16 protein-coding genes are annotated in these 19870 nt (G+C 72.8%); 8 read left to right on the forward strand and 8 right to left on the reverse strand.

Annotation, left to right across the window (positions count from 1 at the left end; genetic code table 11):
- Positions 1 to 416 precede the first annotated feature (416 nt).
- Entirely contained in the window at positions 417 to 1223 is an 807-nt protein-coding gene (locus tag ACIRS4_RS11215; protein ID WP_404193284.1) for an SGNH/GDSL hydrolase family protein, read from the forward strand.
- 11 nt (positions 1224 to 1234) lie between these two features.
- On the opposite strand, the gene ACIRS4_RS11220 is transcribed toward ACIRS4_RS11215, so the two are convergent.
- The 4 genes from ACIRS4_RS11220 to ACIRS4_RS11235 all read right to left on the reverse strand — a co-directional run bounded on the left by ACIRS4_RS11220 (position 1235) and on the right by ACIRS4_RS11235 (position 7887).
- A complete protein-coding gene (locus ACIRS4_RS11220) occupies positions 1235 to 2878 on the reverse strand; it encodes a serine/threonine-protein kinase (RefSeq protein WP_404193287.1) in 1644 nt (547 codons plus the stop codon).
- A 52-nt stretch (positions 2879 to 2930) separates the two neighbouring features.
- Positions 2931 to 4640, reverse strand: a complete 1710-nt coding sequence (locus ACIRS4_RS11225) for a nickel transporter (RefSeq protein WP_404193290.1) — start codon at positions 4638 to 4640, stop codon at positions 2931 to 2933.
- Positions 4637 to 6211: a tetratricopeptide repeat protein gene (locus tag ACIRS4_RS11230; protein WP_404193292.1), complete on the reverse strand. Its 1575-nt coding sequence runs from the start codon at positions 6209 to 6211 to the stop codon at positions 4637 to 4639. The genes ACIRS4_RS11225 and ACIRS4_RS11230 overlap by 4 nt, the downstream gene beginning before the upstream one ends.
- 155 nt (positions 6212 to 6366) lie before the next feature.
- Positions 6367 to 7887: a DUF4331 domain-containing protein gene (locus ACIRS4_RS11235; protein WP_404193295.1), complete on the reverse strand. Its 1521-nt coding sequence runs from the start codon at positions 7885 to 7887 to the stop codon at positions 6367 to 6369.
- A 205-nt stretch (positions 7888 to 8092) separates the two neighbouring features.
- Here ACIRS4_RS11235 and ACIRS4_RS11240 point away from each other — a divergent pair, with 205 nt between their 5' ends.
- The 3 genes from ACIRS4_RS11240 (at position 8093) to ACIRS4_RS11250 (ending at position 9855) form a co-directional block, all read left to right on the forward strand.
- Entirely contained in the window at positions 8093 to 8635 is a 543-nt protein-coding gene (locus ACIRS4_RS11240; protein WP_404193297.1) for a sigma-70 family RNA polymerase sigma factor, read from the forward strand.
- Positions 8632 to 9456 (forward strand): anti-sigma factor domain-containing protein, encoded by an 825-nt coding sequence (locus tag ACIRS4_RS11245; RefSeq protein ID WP_404193299.1) that lies wholly within the window; start codon positions 8632 to 8634, stop codon positions 9454 to 9456. The genes ACIRS4_RS11240 and ACIRS4_RS11245 overlap by 4 nt, the downstream gene beginning before the upstream one ends.
- 126 nt (positions 9457 to 9582) lie before the next feature.
- Positions 9583 to 9855 (forward strand): hypothetical protein, encoded by a 273-nt coding sequence (locus tag ACIRS4_RS11250; protein ID WP_403815775.1) that lies wholly within the window; start codon positions 9583 to 9585, stop codon positions 9853 to 9855.
- Positions 9856 to 9864: 9 nt separating this feature from the next.
- Here the strand turns inward: ACIRS4_RS11250 and ACIRS4_RS11255 are convergent, their stop codons facing one another.
- The 4 genes from ACIRS4_RS11255 to hmgA all read right to left on the reverse strand — a co-directional run bounded on the left by ACIRS4_RS11255 (position 9865) and on the right by hmgA (position 14420).
- Positions 9865 to 11061 carry a CaiB/BaiF CoA transferase family protein gene (locus tag ACIRS4_RS11255; RefSeq protein ID WP_404193301.1) on the reverse strand — a complete coding sequence of 399 codons (1197 nt, stop codon included), beginning with the start codon at positions 11059 to 11061 and terminating at the stop codon, positions 9865 to 9867.
- A gap of 69 nt (positions 11062 to 11130) precedes the next feature.
- On the reverse strand, positions 11131 to 12264 hold the full coding sequence (locus ACIRS4_RS11260) for a type ISP restriction/modification enzyme (protein WP_404193303.1): 1134 nt from the start codon (positions 12262 to 12264) through the stop codon (positions 11131 to 11133).
- Positions 12265 to 12289: 25 nt separating this feature from the next.
- The gene (locus ACIRS4_RS11265; RefSeq protein WP_404193305.1) at positions 12290 to 13039 is read right to left on the reverse strand and encodes a GntR family transcriptional regulator; all 750 of its coding nucleotides are present in this window, start codon (positions 13037 to 13039) and stop codon (positions 12290 to 12292) included.
- Between the two features lie 28 nt (positions 13040 to 13067).
- The gene (gene hmgA / locus ACIRS4_RS11270; RefSeq protein WP_404193308.1) at positions 13068 to 14420 is read right to left on the reverse strand and encodes a homogentisate 1,2-dioxygenase; all 1353 of its coding nucleotides are present in this window, start codon (positions 14418 to 14420) and stop codon (positions 13068 to 13070) included.
- 166 nt (positions 14421 to 14586) lie between these two features.
- Here hmgA and ACIRS4_RS11275 point away from each other — a divergent pair, with 166 nt between their 5' ends.
- The 4 genes from ACIRS4_RS11275 to ACIRS4_RS11290 all read left to right on the forward strand — a co-directional run bounded on the left by ACIRS4_RS11275 (position 14587) and on the right by ACIRS4_RS11290 (position 19855).
- Entirely contained in the window at positions 14587 to 15159 is a 573-nt protein-coding gene (locus ACIRS4_RS11275; RefSeq protein WP_404193311.1) for a hypothetical protein, read from the forward strand.
- Between the two features lie 64 nt (positions 15160 to 15223).
- A complete protein-coding gene (locus ACIRS4_RS11280; protein WP_404193314.1) occupies positions 15224 to 15874 on the forward strand; it encodes a TetR family transcriptional regulator in 651 nt (216 codons plus the stop codon).
- Between the two features lie 131 nt (positions 15875 to 16005).
- Positions 16006 to 18270 carry a molybdopterin oxidoreductase family protein gene (locus tag ACIRS4_RS11285; protein WP_404193317.1) on the forward strand — a complete coding sequence of 755 codons (2265 nt, stop codon included), beginning with the start codon at positions 16006 to 16008 and terminating at the stop codon, positions 18268 to 18270.
- A gap of 124 nt (positions 18271 to 18394) precedes the next feature.
- The gene (locus tag ACIRS4_RS11290; protein ID WP_404193320.1) at positions 18395 to 19855 is read left to right on the forward strand and encodes a CitMHS family transporter; all 1461 of its coding nucleotides are present in this window, start codon (positions 18395 to 18397) and stop codon (positions 19853 to 19855) included.
- Positions 19856 to 19870 lie beyond the last annotated feature (15 nt).

Consider the following 19870-nt stretch of genomic DNA (forward strand, 5'->3'; position numbering starts at 1 on the left):
CCCCACGGCACGGCGTGGCGGAGGACTTCCCCGCGCACGCCGGGTGAGCTGGCATTGCCGGCCGGCTCCGGAGAACGGCGAACCGACCTGCGCGGCACGGCCCGATGACAGTTGCGCTCACCGAGCACGGCACCCCCCTGCCGCGCCCCGCGCCGGACACACCACGGCGTTCCTCGAGCCCTCCCCATGGGGCGTGTGGCGAACGCGCCCCAGAGCCGCTTGCTGACGGTCCGATGCGGGTGAGATGTCTGACGGTATTGACGATTGCTCCTGTATGGCAAGACCTGGGAGGAGACTCACCTTTTTGTTCCTTTGACCGCCATGAGGGCCGCCGAATGGCTTGGCATGGACACTTCCCGTCAACACGCGCAGTTGGTACGACGGTTGAGGCAGAGATCCTGCTAAAGGGAGGTTCCATGAGACGTTCCCGACTTGTCGTATTCGCGAGCTCACTCCTCCTCGCGGCCGTCACCGCCCTCACCGGGGCCACCACGGCGCACGCGTCCCGACTCGCCCCTGCCGGCGGCTATGTGGCGCTCGGCGACTCCTACTCCTCCGGCGTCGGCGCCGGGTCCTACGTCAGCTCCAGCGGCTCCTGCAAGCGCAGCGGCAAGGCGTTCCCGTACCTGTGGAACGCCGCCCACTCACCCTCGTCGTTCGCGTTCACCGCCTGCTCGGGCGCTCGAACGGGTGATGTTCTCGCCGGGCAGCTCGGCCCGCTCAACGCCTCCACCGGGCTGGTCTCCGTCACCGTCGGCGGCAACGACGCCGGATTCGCCGACGTCATGACGACGTGTGTGACCAGCTCCGACAGCACCTGCGTCGCCCGGATCGACACCGCGCGGGCGTACGTCGACTCCACGCTCCCCGGCAAACTCGACAGCGTCTACTCGGCCATCCGCTCCAAGGCCCCCAACGCACGCGTCGTCGTGCTCGGTTACCCCCGCTTCTACAAGCTCGGCACCGCTTGCCTCGGCCTGTCGGAGACCAAGCGCGCCGCCGTCAACAAGGCCGCCGACCATCTGGACGCCGCCATCGCCCGGCGCGCCGCCGCCCACGGCTTCGTCTTCGGGGACGTCCGCACGTCCTTCGCCGGCCATGAGATCTGCTCCGGCGGCTCCTGGCTGCACAGCGTCAACTGGCTCAACATCGGCGAGTCCTACCACCCGACCGCGTCCGGCCAGTCGGGCGGCTATCTGCCGGCTCTCGACTCCGCCGCCTGACCTGCCCGGTGCTACTCGCTGGGTGAGGGCGAGGGGGAGGTCCCGGACGGCGGGGCCTCCGTCTCGCAGGTCACCGAGAACGGCACGTAGTCGGAGGTGACGGCCACCGGGTCGCGCACCTCCACGCCGATCGCGTTCTGCCGTGTCCCGCTCCGCTCGGACGTCGACACGGCCACCTTGTCCTGCTTCGACTTCCCGCCGCCCGACGGGAAGTCGAGCGTCTTCCAGGTCTGGCCGGACAGCTCGCCCTCCTTCGACACCCAGCGGTACGACACCGTCGCCGGCAGCCGCCCGACCGTGATCGTGGCCGTGAAGGACGGGGCGGAGTCGTCCGGCGGCGGGCAGGAACCGGTGTACTCCGTGTGCGCGCCGGTCACGTTCACCGTGACGGACTGCGTCGGCTCCGCGCTCGGGGAGCTCTCGCTCTCCTTCTCGCTCGCGCTCGGACTGGGGCTCGGCGAGGGCTTCGTGCCGCTCCCCGTCGCGCTCTTCCCGGGCGTCGGGGTCGCCCCTTGCGGCTGACTGACCGTGACGTCACGGCCGGCGTCGTCGCCGTCGCCGTCGCCGTCCCCGTTCAGCAGCGCGTACGTCAGACCGGCGACCCCCAGCGCCAGCGCCGCGACCCCCGCGACCAGCACGAAGGCGGCCCGCCGGCCGCGGTCCGGGCCGGTCTGCGAGGTCGTGTCGGAATCCGTCCACGGCGGGGTCGGCTGCGACGGCGGGAAACGGTCCGCGGGCGATGGCGACGGCGACTGCGCGAAGGATTCCGTGCGCCCCGACGCGGGCGGCCCGGCGGCCGCCGCAGGGTAGGCGCCCGGCCGGGGCGCGCCGCCCGCGGCGACGACCCGCAGCTCCCGCTCGGCGTCGGCGGCCGGCAGCCGTTCTCCCGGGTCCTTGCGCAACAACCCCTCGATCACCGGGGCGAGCGGGCCCGCCCGGTGCGGCGGCGGCAGTTCTTCGTCGACGATCGCGCGCAGCGTGCTCAGCGGGGTGTTCTGACGGAACGGGGAGTTCCCCTCCACCGCCGCGTACATCAGCACGCCCAGCGACCACAGGTCCGACTCGGGCCCCGGCGTACGCCCCAGCGCGCGCTCCGGCGCGAGGAACTCGGGGGAGCCGATGACCTCGCCGGTCATCGTGATCGCCGAGGTGCCCTCGACCGAGGCGATACCGAAGTCGGTGAGCACCACCCGGCCGTCGTTCGACATCAGCACGTTGGCCGGCTTCACATCCCGGTGCAGCACTCCCGCCTCGTGCGCCGCCCGCAGCGCGGCCAGTACCTCGGCCCCGATGTGCGCGACCCGGGCGGGCTCCAACGGCCCCTCGGCGTCAAGCAGTTCGGCGAGGGAGATGCCCCGCACCAGCTCCATGACGATCCACGGCCGGCCGTCCTGCGTGGCCACGTCGTACACCGTCACCACGTTCCGGTTCGCGACCCGGGCCGCCGCCCAGGCCTCGCGCTCCAGCCGGGCGTACATCCGCTCCACGTCGGAGCCCGCGAGCCCGGCGGGCGCGCGCACCTCCTTGACCGCTACCTCGCGGTGCAGCACCTCGTCCCGGGCCCGCCACACCGTGCCCATGCCGCCCTCGCCGAGCGGCGACAGCAACCGGTACCGGCCCGCGATCAGCCGTTCACCGCCCGGCTCTTCGGACACCGCGCCCCCTTCGCATCACGGCCGAAACCTCCACCACCTCCACAAACGTAGCTCAGGCGACGACGGATGCGGCCCCCTTGAGCACGAGTCCGATCCCGAGGGCGACGACGACCAGCGCGGACCACAGCGGCATGTTGCGGCGGACCAGCGCCGCTACGGGGTGCGTCATCCAGCGGGGGCTGCGGTCCAGCAACCGGGCCGCGCCCGAACCCATTTTGACGACGGCGAACCCGGCGGCGGTGAGGGTCAGCGCGAGGCCGATGCCGTACGCGACGACGAGCAGCAGCCCGAACCAGGCGTGCCCGAGCGCCGCGGCGCCGACCAGCACGACGACGGCGGACGGGCTGGGCACGAGCCCCCCGGCGAAGCCGAGGAGGATCGTGCCGCGCAGGGTGGGGGCGATGGAGTGGGAGTGCGTGAAACCGCCGTGGGTGTGGGTGTGCGTCCCATGACTGTGGTCGTGGTCATGACTGTGGTCGTGACTGTGACCGTGGTCCTGGTGGCTGTGCCCGGCGGTCGTTCCCTCGGTGGAGGTCCCGTCGGCGGCCGAGCCGACCAGCGCGAGCTGACGCGCGGGCGCCTCGGCGGGCTCGTGCGAGTGACTGTGGTCGTGGTCGTGGTCGTGGTCATGGGTGTGGCCGTGACCGTGGTCATGGGAATGCCCGTGATCGTGGTCGTGAGGGTGCCCGTGGCCGCCGTGGGAGTGGGCGTGCGCGCCGCCGTGCCGGCGGTTGTGCCAGGCCCGGCGTACGAGGGTGCCGCCCGCGAACAGCACGAGCGCGCCGCTCGCCAGGCCGAGCCAGGCGATCACCGACGGCGCGGCGGCCGAGCCGGCCGTCACCAGGACGCCGAGGGCGACCACGCCAAGGGTGTGGGTGACCGTCACCGAAGCGGCCAGGGGCAGGACGTCCTTCATCCGGGCCTTGCCGCCCCGGGCGGCCGCGGTCGCGGCCATGATGGTCTTGCCGTGGCCCGGGGCCACCGCGTGCATCGCGCCGAGGACGATCGCGAGGAGCAGGGCGAGTGCGGCGAAGCCGACGGTCAGGTCCTGCCGGGCGACCAGGTCGTCCAGGGCCCGGGTCCAGCGGTCGGCGCCGCGCGGCAGGACGGACGCGGCGGGCGCGTCACGGTCCTCGGCGGCGGCGAGGGCCGCGCCGCCGGGCCGCACCCGCAGGGAGGCGGTAGCGGTGTCGGCGGGCGAGGAGAGCAACTCCTGCGGATATTCGGTGAGTTCCTTCGAGTTCGACTCGGCCGGCACATCGGAGCCGGTGAGCGTCATACGGTCGCCGCGCGCGGTGATCTCGCGCCAGCCGGGGCCGGTGGAGCCGCCCGCGCCGTGGAAGGCGAGGGAGACCGTCGCGTCCTCGGGCAGCGGCGCCGTCAGCCGGCACTGCACGCGCAGGGTGTCCAGCCCGGCCTGACCCGGCCGTACGACGGCCTTGGCGGCGCCGGCCGTGAGGGGGACCGCGCGGCCGTCGACGGTGAGCCCGCTGCCCGCGGCTGCGGTCGCGCAGCGCTGCCGGGCCCACTCGGTCACGCCCAGCCGTTCGACGTCCGGCTTCGCCTGGGTCGCCGGGATCTCGGCGAGGTCCTCGACGTGGTCGACGCGGAGCTCGCCCGGGGCGACGACGAGACCGTCGTAGCGGTTGACGGTGAAGTTGCCCAGGGGGTGGGCGCTCGCGCTGCCGGAAGGGAGCAGCGCGAGCGCGCAGCCGGCCGTCAGGACGGCCGCGCAGGAGGCGAACGCACGACGGGTTTTCACTTGTCCGCCTCCAGCGTCTTCAGTGCCGCACGCGCCTCACGGGCGCCCTCGGCGGAGAAACCCGGGTTCAGCTTCAGCGCCGCCGAGAGGTGGGCGCGGGCGTCCTCGGCGTGGCCCGTGGCGCGCTCGATCACGCCCCGGTGGTACAGGAAGGCCGCGTTGCGGTAGCCGGTGGCCGTGGACTGCCGGGCGTAGGGCAGGGCCTCGGCGTCCTTGCCGTTGACGTGCAGCGCCCAGGCGAGGGCGTCCGCGGTGTGCACCGTGCGACGGCGGTCCCACTCGGCGCGGGCCGCGCGCAGCGCCGCCGCCTTGTCGCCGTGGTCGGCGGCGGCGAGCGCGGTGTCCAGGTCGGCGTTGACGCCGTTGGCGCGGGCGAGGGCGGTCCAGGCGTCGACGAGGGTGAACTGGTCCTCGGCCTTCGCCGCGTCGCCTTCCGCGCCCCGGGTCTCGTACAGCTCGCCCAGTTCGACGAGCGGGCCGGGCAGCGGGAAGCGGGCGACGACCTGCTCCAGCCCCTTGATGGCCTCGGCCGGCCGTCCGCTCGCCGCCTGGGCGCGGGCGCGGCCCTCCAGCGCCGGGAGGTAGTTCTCGTCGGCGGCGAGGGCACGGGCGTAGTAGGTGAGCGCGCCGTCGTAGTCGCCCTGGTTCCACACGAGCTGGCCGAGCTGGGCGGAGACGTAGGCGATGTCGCCGGGCGAGCTCGCCGCCTTGAGCGCACGCTCCAGGACCCGGCGGGCGGTGGCGACGTCGCCGCGCAGCTCGTGGACGTAGGCGTAGCGGGTGAACACCGGAATGCCCGGGCGCCGTCGGTCGGCCGTCACGGCGGCCTTCTCGGCGTCCTCGTACCGGCCGAGCTCGACGAGCGCGTCGATTCGGGAGCACAGGGCGCGTTCGCTGTAGGGGTTGTGCTCCAGCGCCTGATCGGCGTACTTCAGCGCGCCGGGGAAGTCATGGCGGGCGGCGGCGAGGGCGGCCCGGCCGGCGAGGGCCTGGTCGTTGTCGGACCGCAGCTCCAGGGAGCGGTCGAGGGCCTTGTCGGCCTGCGGGTAGCGGGAGGGGTCCCCCTTGGTGCGGGCCTGCTCGACGTAGGCCAGGCCGAGGGTGGCCCAGCCGCCGAAGTCCTTCGGCTGGGCGCGCAGATGAGCCTGCAGCGCGGTGATGCCGGCGTCGACGTCCCCGCCGGCGAGCAGCCCCGGCGAGACGGCGGCCGCCGCGACGACCGGCACGCTGTCGTGGTCCCGTGCGGCCCCGAACGCGATCGCGCCGGCGGTCATCGCGACGGCCAGCATCGCGGCGCACGCCCCCAGCTGCACCGAACGCCACCGCCGTCCGGCGGCGGCCACCCGGCGAACGGCGGCGACCCGCACATCGACGTCCTCGTCACCGGACCCCGCAGGGGCGCCCGGAAGCGGATCGCCGGCCGGCGGGGTCTCGTCACCGGCCGCGGCCGGAGTCGTCTCCTGCGGCGCGGGCGTTCCCGGCGAAGTCGCGGAGGCGGCCTCGGAGTCGTGGTCCTGGCCGGTACGCGGCAGTTCGCGCTCCGGTTCGCCGTCGTCGGTTCGCGGGGACATGCCCTCTCCTAGGTCGCCTGGGGTGGAACGGCCTGCTGGTGGCGCGGCCCGCGCCGTGGGGGATGAGTACGCGGGCCGCACCAGTCGGTGGGGGAGGGGCCGGGGAGCGCAGGTTTCTCCCCGGCCCGGTCAAAAGGGACCTGGCCCGTCAGGGCTCAGTAGGCGCGACGGCCCCGCGGCCGGCGCCACCACATCAGGCCGCCGCCGATGAGCAGGACACCCATCGCGCCGGCCCCCGCGGAGAGGGCGATCATGCCGGTGTCGCTGCCCGAGGTGCCCGTGAGGGCGTCGCCGAGCTGGTTGCGGACGTCGTTGCCGGTGCCCTTGGCGACCGCGCCGCGCGAACCCTCGGTCGGCAGCGCGACGTACGGGAAGGCCTTCTCGAACGACTTGTCGTTCTTGTCGACCGCGTCACCGAGGTCGTTCTTCGTGCCCAGCAGCTCGCCCTCGACGACCTGCAGCGCCGCGTCGATCACGTCGTCGGTGAGCCGGCGCCCGTTCGGGAAGCCCGCGTTGTCACCGTCCAGCACGCCCAGCCGCTTGGGGCTGGCGGTCGGCTTGATCGAGGTGTTGAGCCGCAGCTGCTCCGAAGGCGTCACGTACGGCGGCTGGTTGAGGCCCTTGACGCCCTTGAGGAACACGTCGACGAGGTCGTTGCGCGGCTCGGCCGGCGCCTTGATCTTGTAGATCGCCTCGATGAGCTTGGGCAGCTCGGGGTTGGTGACGTTCTTCAGGAACTGGCCGTCGTCCTTCGGCTCGGACGCGTTGAACTTGTCCTTGTCCTTGATGGGGTTGACGACCTCGTTCACCAGCGGCATGCCCAGGCGCGACACCTGGGAGTAGTAGCCCTCGGCGTTCTCGCGCTGCGTGGTCGACCAGATGCCCACGATCGGCTGGTGCTTGGCCTCGGTGATCAGGTCGTTCGGGACCTGGAGGGCGATGGAGTTGACGTTGTAGCCCTTGAGCGTGTCGTTGCCGACCTCGGAGAGGTTCCCGCCGTACAGCAGGTCGAAGACGCGCAGGTCGAGGAAGAACGGGTCGTCGGCCTGGCCGGCGAACGTCTTCGCGCCGTTGTGGAGCTTGTACACCGCCTGCTCGCGGAGCTTGGCGTAGTTCGGCATCGACGCCTTGCCGACGTTCGACGGCGCGACCGGCACGTCGTCCGCGAGCTTCGTCTTGTGCTGGACCTTGCCCTTCTTGAGCTTGATCAGCTCCAGGTCGTACGACTGGGTGATGTTCAGGTCCGGGTCGTTGAGGCTCTCGACCGTGCCCGTGTTGTACAGGAACGTCTTCTTGTTCTTGACGTGCGTCTTGAAGGTGTACCGGAACACCAGGTCCTCACGCGCATCGCCGTCGCTGTCGATGCGGAGGTCGTACTGGGCGTCCTCGGCGAACGGGAAGAAGTTCGGGCCGCCGGCGGGCTCCTCGAACGGGATCCAGTTCGCGACGATCGTCGTCGTGTCCGGGTGGTCCGGGCTGACGAACGCGTACACGTCGGTGTTGTCGTACTGCGGAGTGCCCGAGATGAGCGGCGCCTCCCGGTGGCTGGAGGCGGCGGCCTCCCCCGGCGCGAGCGCGGCCACGCCGGCGGCCGTGAGCCCCCCGGCGGCGAGAGCACCGCATATGAGGGTCGCGACGCCCCTGCGTCCGGAGCCGCTCCTGGAGATACCTGTCATGCCGTCCGTCCTCTGTCCCAACTTGCCTGACGGAGAGCTATACGGAGCGGAGGGGCCGATCGGATTGGTCGGAGGCAAAAAACTTTTTCTTTCCTGCTCACCCGCGTTTTCGGCCTCCGCGTACGTACCTCCTCCGGAGGTGTGTGCGTTGCGAATGCCTGGTATGACGGGACGGTCCGGGTGTGGCCGTGGGGAGGGGGACCGGATGGAGGCGGACGAGCTGCTGCTGCTCGTCGCGCGAGGCGACCAGAACGCATTCGAACAGCTCTACACACTGGTGTCCGGACCGGTGTTCGGTCTGGTGCGGCGCGTGGTGCGGGACCCGGCGCAGTCGGAGGAGGTGAGCCAGGAAGTGCTCCTGGAACTCTGGCGGTCCGCCGCGCGGTTCGACCCCCGGCGGGGCAGCGCCCTGTCGTGGATCCTCACCCTGGCCCACCGGCGCGCCGTCGACCGGGTGCGCAGCGCCCGCGCGGCCGGCGAACGTGAGCAACGCGAGGCCCAGCGGGCCCACCACCCCGCCTTCGACCAGGTCACCGAGGAGGTGGAGGCGGGACTGGAGCGCGAGTGGGTGCGCCGCTGCCTGAACCGGCTGACGGCCCTTCAGCGTCAGTCCGTCACCCTCGCCTACTACGACGGCTACACCTACCGAGAGGTCGCCGAACGGCTCTCGCTGCCGCTCGGCACCGTCAAGACCCGTATGCGCGACGGACTCACGCGGCTGCGCGACTGCCTGGGAGGGGCCGCATGAGTTTCCTCGGACTCTTCCGCCGGGACGACCCGCACTCGCTGGCCGCCCCCTACGCCCTGGACGCGCTGGAACCCGACGAGCGCCGCCGGTTCGAGAAGCATCTGAAGACCTGTGACCGCTGCACCGCCGAGGTGCGCGAACTGGCCGAGGACGCCGTCCGGCTGGCCTGGTCGGCCGCCGCCCCGCCGCCGCTCGCGATGCGCGACCGGGTGCTGGCCGCGGTACGGACGACCCCGCAGGATCCCGCGCCGGCCGCCGGGCGTGAGCAGCGCCTGCCCGGGCAGCTGCCGCCGCACGTCTGGGGCACGCAGCCGTTGCCTCCGCGCACCCGTGCGCCCCGCGCGCGCCGCCCGGTGTTCGCGCCGTTCGCCGCGGTGACCGCGGTCGCCGCGGTCGCGGCCGCCGCGTTCTTCGCCTTCCAGGCGGACCGCGCCCAGGACCGGCTGACCGCGGAACGGACCCAGGCACGTGACATCGCCCACGTTCTGGCAGCTCCGGACGCCCGGGCGAACAGCGGCAAGGACTCCCGGGGCCGCGCCATCGCGGTGGTCGCCTCCGCGTCGACCGGCGAGGCGATCGTCACGCTGAGCGGATACGGAAGCCTGCCCACCGGACAGGTGCACCAGCTGTGGGTCATGCGCCCCCATACGCAACCGCGCTCCCTCGGCCTCTTCAAGGGTGACACGCCCCTCGTCGCCACCGGCCTCGACCCGTCCTCGGCGTCACTGGCTGTGACCGTCGAGCCGGACGGCGGGTCGCCTCAGCCCACCACCCAGCCGGTTGTCCAACTCACCCTGAAATCGGTCGGATTCGGAGAGTGACAAAAGAGGCATCGTCAACCCCCTTACGGGGAAGGTGAATCCTGGGACCGCGATACACGTGTGCCCCGCCGGGACGATAGGGTTACCCTGCCCGGGCCGGGTGGACTCGTACGGGTGGGGAGTGACATGGAACAGATAACGATGCGCAGCAGGGCGAGGGTCCCTGCCGTCACCTGCGGGAGCAGTGCGACCAGTTCGCGGCTCGACCGCCATCTCTCGGTGCTGGGAGGTCCCGCGATACCGCAGCGTGAGACGGTCGAGGCGACCTCGCTCATGCGCGAACTGACAGCCCGTGAGCCGGCCCGGCGCAGCCCCCGCGGCGCCCGGGTGAGCCGCGTCCTGCTCTTCGCGCCGCTGCGCCGCCTGCGCCGTTCGCTGTTCGGCGGCAACAAGCACTGAGGCCCGCGCTCAGGCGGCCACACCTTCCCGGCGCAACGCTGCGATCTCCTCGTCCGTCATCCCCACGGCACGCAGCACCGCCGAGGTGTGCTCCCCGAGCGCGGGCACGGCCCCCATCCGCGCCTCCGCCCCACCCGGCAGTGTGATCGGAGGAAGCAGCGCCCGCAGCGGTCCGACCGGAGAGTCCACCTCCCGCCACCGCTCGCGGGCCGCCAGCTGCGGATGCTCGGCCAGTTCACGCAGGTCCCGCAGGCGGGCGCAGGCGATGCCCGCGCCCTCCAGCCGGGCCAGCGCCTCATCGGCGTCCAGCACGCCCAGCGCCTCCGCCACCAGCGCGTCCGTGCGCTCCCGGCGGGCGACCCGCTCCGCGTTCGTCGCATACCGCGGATCCGAACCCAACTCCGGCCGCCCGATGACGTGTTCGGCCAGTCGCCGCCACTCGCGGTCGTTCTGCACCGACAGCAGCACCCGCCCGCCGTCCGCCGTCGGATACGCGTCGTAGGGCGCGATCACGGCGTGCGCGAGACCCGTGCGGGCCGGGGCGTCGCCGCCGTGCAGCGAGTGATGCAGGGGATGGCCCATCCACTCCGCCAGCGCCTCCAGCATCGACACCTCCACCGGACCGCCCCGCCCGGTGACGCCCCGCCGCACCAGCGCCGCCAGCACCCCCGAGAACGCGTACATGCCCGCGGCGATGTCGGCCGCCGGGATTCCCGCCTTCACCGGCCGCTCCGGCGTCCCCGTCACCGACACCAGCCCCGCCTCGCACTGCACGAGCATGTCGTAGGCCCGCTTGTCCGCGTACGGGCCGTTCGCCCCGTAACCGGAGATGTCCACGGCGACCAGCCGCGGATGCCGCGCGCACAGGGCGGCCGCGTCCAGGCCGAGGCGGGCCGCCGCCCCCTGCGCGAGGTTCTGCACGAACACGTCCGCGCCGGCCACCAGCCGCCGTACGACGTCCAGTCCGCGCGGGTCCTTCAGGTCCAGCGCGACCGACTCCTTGCCGCGGTTGCACCACACGAAGTGAGAGGCGAGACCGCGGGCGGCGGTGTCGTAGCCGCGCGCGAAGTCGCCGCCGTCGACCCGCTCCACCTTGATCACCCGGGCGCCGAGGTCGGCCAGCTGCCGGGTGGCGAACGGGGCCGCGACGGCCTGCTCGACGGCGACGACGGTGATGCCCTCCAGGGGCGCGGGGAGCTGGTCCATGGGGTGGATCATGACGGCCGTCCCGCGGGTTTGTCATGCGCGGCGGCCCTCGCGAGCCGTCGGTTCGGTTCAGAGCAGCGCCAGCTGTCCTTCCGGGCCCTCTTCCCCGTGGTCCAGGATCGACGCCGGCCGCCGGGCCCGCTCCGGGACCGGGAGGACACCGGCCGCGCGCAGGTCCGCCGCCGTGACCGTCTCCGCCGGCTCCTCCCGCAGCGGTGCGAGCTCCGCCAGCAGGGCCAGCACGGTGATCAGCTCCAGCAGCTCCGACGTCCACGTCTGCGGCCAGACGGACGGGCGGATCGCGGCGAGCGTGCCCGGCTCGGCCGGCTCCGTCCGCCGCGCGAACCACTGCTGAAGGACCCGGGCGTCGCCGGCCCCGAAGTCCCACGCCTCGGGAGGCACCGGCGCGATCCGGCCCTCGTCCAGGTGGAGCGTCTCCTCGTCGCGGTCATAGCGCAGGGTGAGCGGGAAAGCGGGCAGCGGGGCGCGGACGTAGGGGCGGCGCCCACCCGGGAGCTTGGGGCGCTCGCCGTCGCGGCGCAGCAGCCACAGCATCCGGTGGCCCCGTTCGACACCCAGCGACCACAGTTCGGGATCCCGGGGGAGCGGCACGGTGAGGTCGGCCCGCACGGCGGCCAGCGTCCAGGCCAGGAAGTCCAGCGGGCCGGCACGGTGGCCGAGGTGCGCCAGCAGGCCCGGGGCCAGATTCGGCTCCCCGGCGCCCGGGCGGCGGTACAGGGGGCGGACCCGGCCCGCGCGCAGCGCGGGGAACAGCGACGTCGCCAGCAGGAACGGGGGGCCGGGGGCCTCCACCACGAACACCTGGTGCTCGTCCGCCACCCGCCACAGCTCCGGACGGGCCGCGTCGATCAGCCGGTGGTCCGGGATCAGCCACTGCTCGTCGAAGGGGGCGGCGAGGACCCGCACCGGTTCCGGGCACGGGCCCGGGGCATGGCTCAGCCTGCCCGTGCCGCCGCCGTGCCCGGGCAGCTGCCCGACCGCCGTGCGCGGGGTGCGGGCCCGCGTCGGCTGGAACAGGGCCTCGCGGTCGGGGCCCTCGGCCTTCGTCAGCGTCTCCCAACGGGCCTTCAGGGACGCCGGGTCGGGCGCCGTCGGCCACGCCCGGCCGAGACGCGGCGGTGCGACGGACCACGGCATGAGGTCCACCAGTCGCGGAGCGTCGTCGTGCGTCACGCGGGGCATCGTACGACGGTCGCGGGCAGGGCGATCAGGTGGCGTCCAGGGTCACCGTGAAGGAGAAGCGGTCGCCCCGGTAGTGGATGACCGCCACGTCCAGGGGCCGGCCGTCGGGGTCACGGGTGACGCCCGTGTAGTGCAGGATCGGGCTCAGCAGCGGCACTTGGAGCAGCCGGGCCGTCTCCGGGTCGGCGAGCCGGGCCTGGACCGTGTCCGTGATGCTGCCGATGTCGGCCCCCACCACGTCCCGCAGGACCTTCGTCATCGGCCAGCGCACCAGGTCGGCCGGGTCGATCCGGGCGGCGAGCTCCGGACGGACGTAGTTGCGGGCGTGGTTGGTGGGCTCGCCCGTCTTCTCTTCGCTGCGCAACCGGTGGTACGTCGCCACCTCCGGCAGCTCCGGGAAGTGCTCGGCGAGTTCTGCCGGAGTTGCCGTCGTCCCGTGGTCCAGCAGCCGCGTCGCCATGCCGGACTGCTGGGCCACGATCGCGTCGACCGAGCCCAGCAGCCGCACCGGCGCGCCGCGTCGCACGCCGGGCTCGATGAAGGTGCCGCGCCGGCGGTGCCGGGTGATCAGCCCCTCGTCCTCCAGCTCCTTCAGCGCCTGCCGCATGGTCAGCACGCTCACCCCGTAGTGCCCCGCCAACTGCTCCTCGGTGGGCAGCCGCAGCGGCTCCCGGGGCGAGCGGCCCAGTATCGAGGCGCGCAGCGACTGCGACACCTGGTACCACAGCGGCAGTTTGCGGTTCAGGACGATCGAGTCCGGGGCGAAGGAGGTCACGGGGCTATCCGTACCGGTCGGGCGACGGTCAGTGCAACGGGCGGAAGTGGCGTTCGAGGCCCGACCACACGTCGTCGTAGCGCTGCTGGAGATGGTCCGCGCCGGCCGCGCCCGGGGTGAGGGCGATGGGCCAGCGCGTCTCGAACATGAACGCCAGCCCGTCGTCCACCTTCTGCGGCCCCAGCTCGGCGGCGCTCGCCCGGTCGAACGTCTCCCGGTCCGGGCCGTGCGCCGACATCATGTTGTGCAGCGAGCCGCCACCCGGCACGAAGCCTCCCTTCCCGGCGGTCTTCGCGTCGTAGGCGCCCTCGATCAGGCCCATGTACTCGCTCATCACGTTCCGGTGGAAGTACGGCGGCCGGAAGGTGTCCTCGCCCACCAGCCAGCGCGGCGCGAAGACCACGAAGTCCACGCCGGCCAGACCCGGGGTGTCGGACGGCGACGTCAGCACCGTGAAGATCGACGGGTCCGGATGGTCGTAGGAGACCGTCCCGATGACGTTGAAGCGGCGCAGGTCGTACACGTACGGGACGTGGTTGCCGTGCCAGGCGACGACGTCGAGCGGGGAGTGGCCGTAGGTCGCCCTCCACAGGTGGCCGCAGTACTTGTTCACCACCTCCACCGGGCCCTCCACGTCCTCGTAGGCGGCGACCGGCGCACGGAAGTCGCGGGGGTTGGCCAGGCCGTTGGCGCCGATCGGGCCGAGGTCGGGGAGCCGGAAGGGCGCGCCGTAGTTCTCACAGACGTAGCCTCGGGCGGTCGGCGTCCGCCCGTCGTCGTCGGCGGTGTCCAGGAGTTCGACGCGGAAGCGGACGCCGCGCGGGATCAGCGCCATCTCGCCGGGCTCGGCGCGCAGCAGCCCGAACTCCGTGCGCAGCAGCAGCCCGCCCTGTTCGGGGACGATCAGGAACTCGCCGTCGGCGCTGCTGAAGACGCGGTCCATCGAGGTGTCGGCGTGGTACAGGTGCACGGCCATGCCGGTGCGCTGGGCGGCGTCGCCGTTGCCGCCGAGCGTCCACAGGCCGGCCAGGAAGTCGGTGCCCGGCGCGGGCTGAGGCAGCGGGTCCCAGCGCAGCCGGTTGGGGTCGGGGACGGTCTCGGTGAACGGGCCGGTGCGCAGGTCGCCGGCGTCCACGCGGGTGAACGCCGGGTGCGCGGCGGACGGGCGGATCCGGTACAGCCACGAGCGGCGGTTGTGGGCGCGGGGCTCGGTGAACGCCGTGCCGCTGAGCTGCTCCGCGTACAGGCCGAGCGGGGCGCGCTGCGGCGAGTTGCGGCCCTCGGGCAGGGCCCCCGGGACGGCTTCCGACGCGTGCTCGTTGCCGAAGCCCGAGAGGTACGTCAGCCCCTCGGCCGTCTTGCGTGCGTCCCCGCTGCTCATGCGTGTGCTCCCTCGCGCCGCCGAATCCTGTGCATCACCGTAGGATTGCGGTTTCCCGGGCGCAAGAGGCCGGCCCGGGTCGTCCCCCCTCAGGACGATCACAGGGCCGCGGAACCCGACTCCAGGGGGATCCACGCCGCCGCACCCGTGTTCTACGCTCCCCGCCATGTCGTGGAAGCGCGCAACCACCGCCGTGCTCGCGGTCTGTGTCCTGCTGGCCGCGGCCGCGGGCTGCGGCACCAGCGGTGCGGCGGAACAGGGGGCCGGAGGGGACCGCGGCGAGGGCGTCTCGCCCGCGCCCTCTCCCGTCGGCAAGGTTCCGGGGGGCACCGGCTCCGCTGGACGCCACCACCGTGAGGTGGACGAGGAGGAGGCGCCGGCGGTCCGGGTCGAGGTCGAACCCGACGCCGACGGCAGCTGGGACGTCCGCCTGGAGGTGACCCGCTTCCGCTTCTCGCCCGCCGGGACCGGGGCGCACGCCGTGCCCGGCCGCGGCACCGCCCGCCTCCTCGTGGACGACCGTCCGGTCGCCGAGCTGCGCTCAGCCGCCTACCGCATCCCGGCCGGCCTTCTCCCGCACGGCACCCACCATGTCACCGCCCGCCTCTGCGCCGACGACGGCACGGTGTGGGCGGTCGACGGCGAACCGGTCGAGAGCACGGCGGACATCACCGCCTCGCAGCCGCAGCCCGCGCCGCAGGTCTCCGCAGGCTCGCCCGCCGCCGCGACGCCGCGTTGAGTGCATCGGGCACCTTTCTCCGTATCCGGGGGCGAGGTTCACCGTTCCGCGGCGGAAAGGCATCATGAAGCCCGTGCCCCATGCGACATCGCTACGCCGTGCGCCCGTGCAGCGGCGCAGTGCCGAACGCCTGACCAGGATCCTCGACGCCTGCGCCGACCTCCTCGACGAGGTCGGCTACGACGCCCTGAGCACCCGCGCCGTCGCCCAGCGCGCCGGCGTCCCCATCGGCTCCGTCTACCGCTTCTTCGGGAACAAGCGGCAGATGGCCGACGCCCTCGCCCTGCGCAACCTGGAGCGCTACGCCGAACGTGTCACCGAGCGTCTCAAGGACGCCCGGCGAGGCGGCGACTCCCGCTCGGGCGAAGCCGGGAGCAGAGGGGACTGGCGGGCCGCCATGGACGCCGTGCTCGACGAGTACCTGGCCATGAAGCGCACCGCGCCCGGCTTCTCCCTCGTCGATTTCGGCAATCAGATCCCGGTCGGCTCCCGCGCCGAACCCAACCACCGCGTCGCCGACCGCCTCACCGACCTGCTCTCCGACTACCTCGGCCGTGAGCCCGACGACGATCTTCGGCGCATCTTCCTGATCGCCGTGGAGACCGCGGACACCCTCGTCCACCTGGCCTTCCGTATGGCCCCCGAAGGGGACGAGAAGATCATCGAGGAGGCCCGCGAGCTGCTGCGGGCCTATCTGGCGCGGGCGCTGGACTGACGGGGGGGCCCGCTCGGCGCGTGAGCGGTACGTACGCGCGGCGGCGAGTGACCGGCGTCAGGGCCTCCCCACTGTTCATACCGGTCGGTATGCTCACGGGCGGAAGAGGCACCGCTGCCCCTGGAGGACCCGTGTCCCGCACCGCCCTGCGTATCTGTCCACTGTGCGAGGCCACCTGCGGGCTGACGCTCACCCTCGACGGGCCCCGGGTCACCGGCGCCCGAGGGGACCGCGACGACGTGTTCAGCAAGGGATTCATCTGCCCCAAGGGCGCCGCCTTCGCGGCCGTCGACGGCGACCCCGACCGGCTGCGCGCCCCGCTCGTGCGCCGCGACGGCGAACTGCGCGAGGCCACCTGGCAGGAGGCCTTCGACGCCGTCGCGGCCGGCATCCGCACGGTGGTCGACGCCCACGGACCCAACGCCGTCGGCGTCGTCCTCGGCAATCCCAACGTGCACACCGTGGCCGGCGCGCTCTACCCGCCGGTCCTCCTCGCCGGGCTCGGCACCCGCAGCGTGTTCACCGCCTCCACGGTCGACCAGATGCCCAAGCACGTCTCCAGCGGGCTGCTCTTCGGCGACGCCAACGCCATCCCCGTGCCGGACCTCGACCACACCGACCACCTGCTGCTCATCGGCGCCAACCCCCTGGAGTCCAACGGCAGTCTGTGCACCGCGCCCGACTTCCCGGGCAAGCTCAAGGCCCTCAAGGCCCGCGGCGGCACCCTCACCGTGATCGACCCGCGCCGCACCCGCACCGCGCGCCTCGCCGACCGGCACATCGCGATCCGGCCCGGCACCGACGCCCTGCTGCTCGCCGCGACGGCGCACACCCTCTTCGCGGAAGACCTCGCCCACCCCGCCGAGTTGACCCCCCACCTCCAGGGCCTCGACGAACTCCGCGACGCCCTGGCCGACTTCACCCCCGAAGCCGTCGCCGAGGCCTGCGACGTGGACGCCGACGCCATCCGCGCCCTCGCCCGCGAACTCGCCGCCGCGCCCACCGCCGCCGTGTACGCCCGCATCGGCAGCTGCACCGTCGCCCACGGCACCCTCGCCAGCTGGCTCGTCGACGTCCTCAACATCCTCACCGGCAACCTCGACCGGCCGGGCGGCGCCCTCTTCCCGCAGGCCGCCACCGACAAGACGCCCCGGCCCGCCGGACCCGGCCGGGGCTTCGCCCTCGGGCGCTGGCACTCCCGCGTCGGCCGGCACCCCGAGGCCAAGGGCGAACTGCCGCTCTCCGCACTCGCCGAGGAGATCGACACCGCCACCGAGGACGGCACACCGATCCGGGCGCTGATCGCCGTGGCCGCCAACCCGGTGCTGTCCGCACCTGACGGCGACCGCCTCGACAAAGCGCTCGGCTCCCTCGACTTCATGGTCAGCGTCGACCCCTACCTCAACGAGACCTCGCGCCACGCCCACGTCGTCCTTCCGCCGCCCCCGCCTTCCCAGAGCCCGCACCACGACTTCGCCTTCAACACCCTCGCCGTCCGCAACCAGGTCCGCTACAGCCGCCCCGCCGTCCCGTTGGAGGCCGGCCGCATGGCCGAGAGCGAGATCCTCGCCCGGCTCGTCCTCGCCGCGACCGGCATGCACGGCGCCGAGCCGTCCGCCGTCGACGACCTGGTCATCGGCCAGACCCTCGGCAAAGCGGTCACCGAAGCGCACTCACCCGTCCACGGCCGCGATCCGCACGACCTCGCGGCACAGCTCACCGGCGAGAGCGGACCGGAACGCCGGCTCGACATGATGCTGCGCCTCGGCCCCTACGGCGACGGCTTCGGCGCCCGCCCCGACGGGCTGAGCCTGGCCAGGCTGCTGGAGCACCCGCACGGCATCGACCTCGGACCGCTCCGGCCGCGCCTGCCCCAGCCGCTGAAGACCCTCAGCGGACGGATCGAACTGCTGCCCGCGCCCATCGCCGGCGACCTGCCCCGGCTGCGCGCCGCGGCGGCGGAGCGCCCCGCCGGACTCCTCCTCGTCGGACGCCGCCATCTGCGGTCCAACAACAGCTGGATGCACAACGTCCCGGCCCTCACCGGCGGCACCAACCGCTGCACCCTGCACCTGCACCCCGAGGACGCCGAACGCCTGGGCGTCCGCGACGGCGACCCGGTGCGCGTCAAGGGCGCCGGGGGAGAGGTGACCGCCCCGGCCGAGGTCACCGACGCCGTGCGCACGGGCGTCGTCAGCCTCCCGCACGGCTGGGGACACGACCGCCCCGGCACCCGGCTGAGCCACGCCTCCACCGATCCCGGCGTCAACGTCAACCAGCTCCTCGACGGCAGCCTCCTGGACCCCCTGTCGGGCAACGCGGTCCTCAACGGCGTCCCCGTGGAGGTCGCCCCGGTGACCGAAAAGGTCATGCCGCTGACCTCCGCAAAGCTGTGACCAGGACTTCTGCGCTTATTGCTCGCACATCAACGTCTTGTTAACACCGGTTGAACGGTCCTAACGTCGACGCACCGCCGACCCCCAGGTGGGATGTTCAAGGGCGAACGTTAGGTATCCACTCATGCTGACCATCCTCGGCTTCGCCATGATCGCGACCTTCCTGGTCCTGATCATGATGAAGAAGATGTCGCCGATCGCGGCGCTCGTTCTGATCCCGGCGCTCTTCTGCGTCTTCGTCGGGAAGGGCGCCAAGCTCGGTGACTACGTCATCGACGGCGTCACCAGCCTCGCCCCCACCGCGGCGATGCTCATGTTCGCGATCGTCTACTTCGGTGTGATGATCGACGTCGGCCTCTTCGACCCGATCGTGCGGGCCATTCTGAAGTTCTGCAAGGCGGACCCGCTCCGCGTCGTCGTCGGCACGGCGCTGCTCGCCGCGATCGTCTCCCTCGACGGCGACGGCTCCACCACCTTCATGATCACCGTCTCGGCGATGTACCCGCTGTACAAGCGCCTGAAGATGAGCCTGGTCGTGATGACCGGTGTCGCCGCGATGGCCAACGGTGTGATGAACACGCTGCCCTGGGGCGGACCGACGGCCCGCGCCGCCACCGCCCTCAAGCTCGACGCCAGCGACATCTTCGTGCCGATGATCCCGGCGCTCGCCGTGGGCCTGCTCTTCGTCGTCGCGCTCTCGTACGTCCTCGGCCGCCGCGAGCGCAAGCGGCTCGGCGTGCTGACCCTTGACGACGTCCTGGTCGAGGACGAGCCCGGCTTCGTCAAGGACAAGGCCGCGGCCAAGGTCGAGGAGAAGGAGACCGAGGCGGTCCTCGTCGGCGCCGGAGCGGGCGGCTCCGCCGACGCCAAGTCCCCCACCCTCACCGGCGGTTCGGGCTCCGGCACGGACGCCGACGCGGACGACGACCGGCCGGAGGAGACCTTCGCGGCCCTCGACCCCGCCCGCCCGACCCTGCGCCCCAAGCTGTACTGGTTCAACGCGCTGCTCACCGTCGCGCTGCTCACCGCCATGATCATGGAGTGGCTGCCGATCCCGGTGCTGTTCCTGATCGGCGCGGCGCTCGTGCTCACGGTCAACTTCCCCCACATCCCCGACCAGAAGGCCCGGCTCGCCGCCCACGCCGACAACGTCCTCAACGTCTCCGGCATGGTCTTCGCCGCCGCCGTCTTCACCGGCGTCCTCCAGGGCACCGGCATGGTCGACCACATGGCCAAGTGGATGGTGGGCGTCATCCCCGACGCGATGGGCCCGCACATGGCCCTGGTCACCGGTGTGCTGAGCCTTCCGCTCACCTACTTCATGTCCAACGACGGCTTCTACTTCGGCGTCCTGCCGGTCCTCGCCGAGGCGGGCGCGGCGCACGGAGTCACCCCGCTGGAGATGGCCCGCGCCTCCCTCGTCGGCCAGCCGCTGCACATGTCCAGCCCGCTCGTCCCCGCCGTCTACGTCCTGGTCGGCATGGCCAAGGTCGAGTTCGGCGACCACACCCGCTTCGTGGTCAAGTGGGCGGCCCTCACCTGCCTGGTGATCCTGGGCGCCGGAATGCTGTTCGGCATCATCTGATCCACGTCCGATCTC

The sequence above is a fragment of the Streptomyces sp. NPDC101166 genome (genome assembly GCF_044768125.1).
GTDB lineage: Bacteria > Actinomycetota > Actinomycetes > Streptomycetales > Streptomycetaceae > Streptomyces.